This is a genomic window from Micromonospora reichwaldensis (assembly GCF_031845925.1).
Taxonomy (GTDB): Bacteria; Actinomycetota; Actinomycetes; order Mycobacteriales; family Micromonosporaceae; genus Micromonospora; species Micromonospora reichwaldensis.
Genome location: NZ_JAVRFL010000102.1, coordinates 1 through 390 on the forward strand (window position 1 = coordinate 1; position 390 = coordinate 390).

Annotated in this window: 1 protein-coding gene; it reads right to left on the minus strand. The window is 67.2% G+C overall.

Annotation, left to right across the window (positions count from 1 at the left end; genetic code table 11):
* The coding region (locus tag RM555_RS30895) for a condensation domain-containing protein (protein WP_311415011.1) at positions 1–390 on the minus strand (390 nt) is incomplete at both ends.

Sequence of the window (390 nt, forward strand, 5' to 3'; positions counted from 1 at the left end):
TGGTCGAGTTCGGTGTGGAACACGCCGACGGACCAGCCGTCGAGGACGATGTGGTGCCAGGTGAGGCAGAGCACGTGGCTGGTGGGGGCGAGTTGGAGGACGTGGCTGCGTAGTAACGGGCCGGTGGTGAGGTCGAACGGTGTGTCGAGTTCGGCGCGCAGGATGTCGCGGACGTGGTGGTCGTGGTGGTCCGGGTGGAGGTGGGTGAGGTCGTGGCGGGTGCTGTGGTGGGTGGTCGGTGGGTGGGCGATCTGGACGGGGATGCCGTCGTGTTCGGCGAAGGTGGTGCGGAGGACTTCGTGCCGGCGGATGATCTCGTCGATGGCGGTGTCGAGGTGGTCGAGGTCGAGTTCGCCGTCGATGTGCCAGGCGGTCTGGGTGTTGTAGGCG